Consider the following 7,061-nt stretch of genomic DNA (forward strand, 5'->3'; position numbering starts at 1 on the left):
GCCTCCGTCCCAACTGTCGGTCATCCGTTACATCGGATTAACGTGGAACCGTTGACAAGTCATTCACCCACAGAGAACTCTGCATGAAGTTATACAGCCGGGCAAGGGACACCTTCCCCACCCCCCTCGCCGCAGACCTCCCGTTCCCCCGGGGTTCCCGGAACCCCTGGTCCGTCCTCGGCGTCGCGGAGGTAGCCTCTAGGGCCTGTCGTCACATTCCCGCCTGCCGGGAGGGGTCTGGCACGCGCTCCCCCAAGCTCTTCGAGCAGGGGGGACCCCCAGGCGTTGTCGTCGGTTGCCGACGCTCCGCGTCGCCGCCCTCCTCCGCCTTGCAACTGCACGCACCAGACCCCTCCCGGCCCGCCCTCCGGGCGGACGACGCGAATGTGACGACAGGCCCTAGCACCCCCGCGGAGCCGAGTGCGGCGGGTGGTCCGCTCCGACTCCGGGAACGGCACCGGCCGGCCCTCGACGGAAAGGCGTCATGAACTCCCAAGCGACATCACTGCGCCGCGCACCCGTCCAGCGCCGCAGCGCGGAACGGCTGACCAGGATTCTCGACGCGTGCGCGGATCTCCTCGACGAGGTCGGTTACGACGACCTGAGCACGCGGGCCGTCGCCCAGCGGGCCGGTGTGCCCATCGGGTCCGTGTACCGGTTCTTCGGGAACAAGCGGCAGATGGCCGACGCGCTGGCCCAGCGCAACCTTGAGAAGTACTCCGTGCGGGTGACCGAGCGCCTTGAGCAGTCGCGCCCCGGCGACTGGCGGGCGGCGATGGACGCGGTGCTCGACGAGTACCTGGAGATGACCCGTACCGCCCCGGGCTTCTCCCTCGTCGACTTCGGCAACCAGATCCCGGTGGGCTCCCGCCACGCCGAGCCCAACACCCGTGTCGCCGACCGCCTCACCGAACTCCTCTCGGACTACCTCCACCGCACCCCCGACGACACCCTCCGCCGCACCTTCCTGATCGCCGTCGAGACCGCCGACACCCTCGTCCACCTGGCCTTCCGGCTCTCCCCGGAGGGGGACGAGAAGGTGATCGAGGAGACCAGAGAGCTACTGCGGGCGTATCTGGCGAGGGTGCTGGACTGACCAGGGACTCCCCGTAATACCTACCGGTCGGTACGCTCGGAGGGTCAACGCGCCGATGCCGCCGCCCCCTGGGAGAACCCGTGTCCCGAACTGCCCTCCGCGTCTGCCCCCTCTGCGAGGCCACCTGCGGACTGACCCTCACCGTCGAGGGCACCGAGGTCACCCGGGCCAGGGGTGACCGGGACGACGTGTTCAGCAAGGGGTTCATCTGCCCCAAGGGCGCCTCCTTCGGGGCCCTCGACTCGGACCCCGACCGGCTGAGCACCCCCCTCGTCCGCAAGGACGGCGAACTGCGCGAGGCGAGCTGGGACGAGGCGTTCGACGCGGTCGCCGCCGGTGTCCGGGGCGTCGTCGAACGGTACGGCGCGAACTCGGTCGGCGTGGTCCTCGGCAACCCCAACGTCCACACCGTCGCCGGCGCCCTCTACCCGCCCGTCCTCCTCGCCGGCCTCGGCACGCGCAGCTACTTCAGCGCCTCGACGGTGGACCAGATGCCGAAGCACGTCTCCAGCGGGCTCCTCTTCGGAGACGCGTACGCCATCCCCGTCCCCGACCTCGACCGCACCGACCACCTCCTCCTGATCGGCGCCAACCCCCTCGAATCCAACGGCAGTCTGTGCACGGCTCCCGACTTCCCGGGCCGGCTCAAGGCACTGAAGGCGCGCGGCGGCACCCTCGTCGTCATCGACCCCCGCCGCACCCGCACCGCGAAACTCGCCGACCTGCACGTCCCGATCAGGCCCGGCACCGACGCCCTGCTCCTCGCGGCGATGGCCCGGACCCTGTTCGAGGAAGACCTCGTGGACACCGGGGAGTTGACCCCGCACCTCCAGGGCCTCGACGAACTCCGCGCCGCCGTCGCCGAGTTCACCCCCGAGAGCGTGGCCGCCGCCTGCGACGTCGACGCCGACACGATCCGCACCCTGGCCCGCGACCTCGCCGCCGCCCCGACTGCCGCCGTGTACGCGCGGATCGGCAGCTGCACGGTCCCGTACGGCACGCTCGCCAGCTGGCTCGTGGACGTCCTCAACATCCTCACCGGCAACCTCGACCGCGTCGGCGGCGCCCTCTTCCCGCAGGCCGCGACCGACAAGACGCCGCGTCCGGCGGGCCCCAGCCACGGGTTCGCGCTCGGCCGCTGGCACTCCCGGGTGGGCCGGCACCCGGAGGCCAAGGGGGAGTTGCCGCTCTCCGCGCTGGCCGAGGAGATCGACACGGCGACGCCGGAGGGCGAGCCGATCCGCGCGCTGATCGCCGTCGCCGCGAACCCGGTGCTGTCCACGCCGGACGGCGACCGGCTCGACAAGGCCCTGGCCGGGCTGGAGTTCATGGTCAGCGTCGACCCCTACCTCAACGAGACGTCCCGGCACGCCGATGTCGTCCTGCCCCCGCCGCCGCCCTCGCGCAGCCCGCACCACGACTTCGCGCTCAACACCCTCGCCGTCCGCGCCCAGGTCCGCTACAACCGGCCCGCGATCCCGCTGGAACCCGGCCGCATGGCCGAGAGCGAGATCCTCGCCCGCCTCACCCTCGCCGCGACCGGCATGCACGGCGCCGACCCCTCCGCCGTGGACGACCTGGTCATCGGCCAGACCCTCGGCAAGGCGGTGAAGGAGCCGCACTCCCCGGCGCACGGCCGCGACCCGAAGGAACTCGCGGGTCAACTCACCGGCGAGAACGGCGTGGAGCGCCGCCTCGACATGATGCTCCGCCTCGGCCCCTACGGCGACGGCTTCGGCGTACGGCCGGACGGCGTCACCCTGGAGAAGGTCCTCGCCCACCCGCACGGCATCGACCTCGGCCCCCTGCGCCCGCGCCTCCCGCAGCCGTTGAAGACGAAGAGCGGCAAGGTCGAGCTGTTCCCGGCGCCGATTGCCGCCGATCTTCCGCGACTTGTCCGCGCGATGGCCGAACTCCCCGCCGGGCTGGTCCTCGTGGGCCGCCGTCACCTGCGCTCCAACAACAGCTGGATGCACAACGTCCCGCCCCTGACCGGCGGTTCGAACCGCTGCACCCTGCACGTCCACCCCGAGGACGCCGAACGCCTCGGTCTCACCGACGGCGGACACGTCCGCGTGAAGGGTGCCGGGGGAGCGGTCACCGCACCCGTCGAGGTGACCGACTCGGTGCGCCGGGGCGTCGTCAGCCTCCCGCACGGCTGGGGGCACGACCGCCCCGGCACCCGCATGAGCCACGCGGCCCTCGACCCCGGCGTCAACGTCAACCAACTCCTGGACGGCAGCATGCTGGACCCCCTGTCGGGGAACGCGGTCCTCAACGGCGTCCCCGTCGAACTCGACCCCGTCCGCTGAACTCCGCTCCCTGCCCCCTTACTTGACCAGGAGTTTCGCGCTTATTGCTCGTGTGTCAACGTCTTGTAAAGACTTCTCGGCGCCACCTAACGTCGTCGCACCGCCAGCCCCCGGTGGGATGTTCAAGGGCGAACGTTAGGTATCCAATTCATGCTGACCATCCTCGGCTTCACCATGATCGCGACATTTCTTGTCCTGATCATGCTGAAGAAGATGTCGCCGATCGCGGCGCTCGTGCTGATTCCCGCGCTGTTCTGCGTGTTCGTCGGCAAGGGCGCCCACCTGGGGGACTACGTCATCGACGGCGTCACCGGCCTCGCCCCCACCGCCGCGATGCTCATGTTCGCGATCGTCTACTTCGGGGTGATGATCGACGTCGGCCTCTTCGACCCGGTCGTCCGGGGCATCCTGAAGTTCTGCAAGGCCGACCCGCTCAGGATCGTCGTCGGTACGGCGGTCCTCGCGGCGATCGTCTCGCTCGACGGCGACGGCTCCACGACCTTCATGATCACCGTGTCGGCGATGTACCCGCTGTACAAGCGGCTGAAGATGAGCCTGGTCGTGATGACGGGCGTCGCCGCGATGGCCAACGGCGTGATGAACACCCTGCCCTGGGGCGGCCCGACGGCCCGTGCGGCGACGGCGCTGAAGCTCGACGCGAGCGACATCTTCGTCCCGATGATCCCGGCACTGGCCGTCGGCCTGGTCTTCGTGATCGCGCTCTCCTATGTCCTCGGCCGCCGCGAGCGCAGGCGGCTCGGCGTGCTGACGCTGGGCGAGGTGCTGGTGGCGGAGAAGGAGTCGGAGACGGTGCTGGTGGGGGCCGGTACTACGGGTACTACGGGTACCGAGAAGCAGGGCAAGGCCGGCGCCCCCCTCCCCGAGAACCCGTACGACCCCGAGGACCCCGACGACGGCTTCCGCGTCCTCGACCCCGACCGCCCCACCCTCCGCCCCAGGCTCTACTGGTTCAACGCCCTCCTGACGGTCGCCCTCCTCACCGCGATGATCATGGAGTGGCTGCCGATCCCGGTGCTGTTCCTCCTCGGCGCGGCCCTCGCCCTGACCGTCAACTTCCCGCACATGCCGGACCAGAAGGCACGCATCGCCGCGCACGCCGAGAACGTCCTCAACGTCTCCGGCATGGTCTTCGCCGCCGCCGTCTTCACCGGCGTCCTCAAGGGCACCGGCATGGTCGACCACATGGCCCGCTGGCTCGTCGACAACATCCCCGACGGCATGGGCCCGCACATGGCCTTCGTCACCGGCCTGCTGAGCCTCCCGCTGACCTACTTCATGTCGAACGACGGCTTCTACTTCGGCGTCCTCCCCGTCCTCGCCGAGGCCGGCCAGGCGCACGGTGTCTCCTCGCTGGAGATCGCCCGCGCCGCCCTCGTCGGCCAGCCCCTGCACATGTCCAGCCCGCTCGTCCCGGCCGTCTACGTCCTCGTCGGCATGGCGAAGGTCGAGTTCGGCGACCACACCCGGTTCGTCGTCAAATGGGCCTGCCTCACCTGCCTGGTGATCCTCGCGGCGGGCATGCTCTTCGGGATCATCTAGGGCGACGGGCCCCGAGCCGACGGGCCCTGAGCCGACAGCCCCTCAGCCGGCAGACCCCTAAGGGGAACCCCGTACCACCGTTGGAGGTGTCTGTGAGGCCCGGCGGGAACCGTGGCTGGCTGCTCAGGCTCGTCATCGCCTTCTCCTTCGCGCAGGGGGCGGTGTCGATGGCCCGGCCCGCCGTCTCCTACCGGGCTCTCGCGCTGGGCGCGGACGAGCGGGCGGTCGGGGTGATCGCGGGGGTGTACGCGCTGCTGCCCCTCTTCGTCGCCGTGCCGCTGGGGCGTCGTACGGATCACGGGCGGTGTGCGCCGCTGCTGCCCGTCGGGGTGGCGCTGATCGCGGGCGGGTGCGCGCTGAGCGGAGTCGTCAACTCCCTGTGGGCGATGGCGCTTTGGAGCGGGGTGATGGGGCTCGGGCACCTCGGCTTCGTCATCGGCGCACAGTCGCTCGTGGCCCGGCGGTCCGCGCCGCGCGAACAGGACCGCAACTTCGGCCACTTCACCATCGGCGCCTCCCTCGGCCAGCTCGCCGGACCCGTCGGAGCGGGCGCCCTCATCGGCCGGGACGACCTCGCCGGGACCAGTGCGCTCGCCCTCCTCGTCGCGGGGGCCGGGGCGGCCGTCGCCGTCAGCTCGCTGTGGCGGATCGAGGACCGGGAGACGATCCCCAAGTCCCGTGCCCGGCAAGGAGATCGGGTGTCGGTGACGGGCATCCTGCGGACCCGGGGCGTACCCGCCGGGATGCTGATCAGCATGTCGGTCCTGTCCGCCACGGACATCCTCACCGCGTACCTGCCGGTCGTCGGGGAGGACCGCGGGATCTCCCCGACGGCCGTCGGCCTCCTGCTCAGCCTGCGGGCTGCCGCGTCCATCGCCTGCCGGCTGATCCTCACCCCGCTGCTGCGCCTGCTGGGGCGCCGACGGCTCCTCACGCTGACCTGTCTGTCGGCCGCCCTGTTGTGCGCGGCGGTCGCGATTCCCGTACCCGTGTGGGTACTTGGGGTGATCCTCGCGGCGTTGGGCTTCTGTCTGGGCGTGGGCCAGCCGCTCTCGATGACGACGGTCGTGCAGGCGGCGCCCGCCTCCGCGCGCTCGACGGCCCTCGCGCTGCGCCTCACCGGGAACCGGCTCGCCCAGGTCGCCACGCCCGCCGGAGCCGGGGTGGCCGCGGGGGCCACCGGGGTCGCGGCGCCGTTCCTGATGCTGGGGGCGCTGTTGCTGCTGTCGGCGGGGGTGGGGGTACGGGCACCCGGACCTGGGAGTGACGCCGAAGGGGTGAGCGAGGTCCCTGAGGGCCCGTCCCCTGAACGCCGGGGACGACTCTCGCTGAGCCGTACGAGTGAGGACTGACGTCCCGTACGGCGATGCTCCCGCCCACCGCGCACTGTGTGCCCTCAGTCTTCCGAAAAAGATGACAATCATCCGACTCGGAGGCTTCGTATGACCCGCCCGTATCCGTCCCGCAAGGCAGCCGCCACGCTGGCGGCGCTCGCCGCCACGGGAGTGACCCTCCTCGGCGCGTCTGCCGCCGTCGCCGCGCCCGGCGACAATGGCGACGTCAAGGTCCACGTCGTGGGCACCGCGATCGACGCTCAGGCCAACCAGCCCAAGATCTGCCGGTTCTACCTGGACGCCTTCAACTTCGACACCGCCCAGGGCATCGACTGGACGATCCAGCCGCAGGGCGGGAACTCGGGCACCACGGCCATGCTGTCCGACTCCCTCACGCTGGCGAACGGCTCGGGGGTCACCGAGAATCTGCTGCTGCCGACCGGGCAGTACAAGCTGACGTGGAAGATCGTCGGCGGCAACGGCGCGGGCAAGATGAAGGTGTTCAAGGTCGACTGCCCCAGCACGCCGAGCAGCCCGCCGCCGACCAGCCCGCCGCCCGGCGGTCCGGGTGGTCCGGGTGGTGGTCCCGGCGGACCCAACGGCGGCCCTCCGGCGGGTGGCGGCGGACTCGCGAAGGAGGACGCTTTCAACCCGCTCGCCGGTGCGGCGGCCGTCGGTGTCACGGCGGTCGGCGCGGTGGCGTGGTTCCGGCTCCGCCGTCGCCCGCATGGCGCCGCGTAACCCCGGCGCCGCACGCAT

5 protein-coding genes are annotated in these 7,061 nt (G+C 71.1%); all 5 read left to right on the top strand.

Annotated features, from left to right (window positions below; all coding sequences use genetic code 11):
• The first annotated feature begins 484 nt into the window (after positions 1–484).
• The 5 genes from ACVNF4_RS29920 (at position 485) to ACVNF4_RS29940 (ending at position 7,043) form a co-directional block, all read left to right on the top strand.
• Positions 485–1,096: a TetR family transcriptional regulator gene (locus tag ACVNF4_RS29920; protein ID WP_461806011.1), complete on the top strand. Its 612-nt coding sequence runs from the start codon at positions 485–487 to the stop codon at positions 1,094–1,096.
• An 80-nt stretch (positions 1,097–1,176) separates the two neighbouring features.
• The gene (locus ACVNF4_RS29925) at positions 1,177–3,408 is read left to right on the top strand and encodes a molybdopterin oxidoreductase family protein (RefSeq protein WP_461806012.1); all 2,232 of its coding nucleotides are present in this window, start codon (positions 1,177–1,179) and stop codon (positions 3,406–3,408) included.
• A 150-nt stretch (positions 3,409–3,558) separates the two neighbouring features.
• Complete coding sequence (locus ACVNF4_RS29930) at positions 3,559–4,968, top strand: CitMHS family transporter (RefSeq protein ID WP_461806013.1); 1,410 nt, start codon at positions 3,559–3,561, stop codon at positions 4,966–4,968.
• Between the two features lie 92 nt (positions 4,969–5,060).
• Positions 5,061–6,320 carry an MFS transporter gene (locus ACVNF4_RS29935; RefSeq protein ID WP_461806015.1) on the top strand — a complete coding sequence of 420 codons (1,260 nt, stop codon included), beginning with the start codon at positions 5,061–5,063 and terminating at the stop codon, positions 6,318–6,320.
• 90 nt (positions 6,321–6,410) lie between these two features.
• Positions 6,411–7,043 (top strand): hypothetical protein, encoded by a 633-nt coding sequence (locus ACVNF4_RS29940; protein WP_461806014.1) that lies wholly within the window; start codon positions 6,411–6,413, stop codon positions 7,041–7,043.
• The last annotated feature ends 18 nt before the right edge of the window (positions 7,044–7,061 follow it).

The organism is Streptomyces sp. S6 (assembly GCF_054880855.1).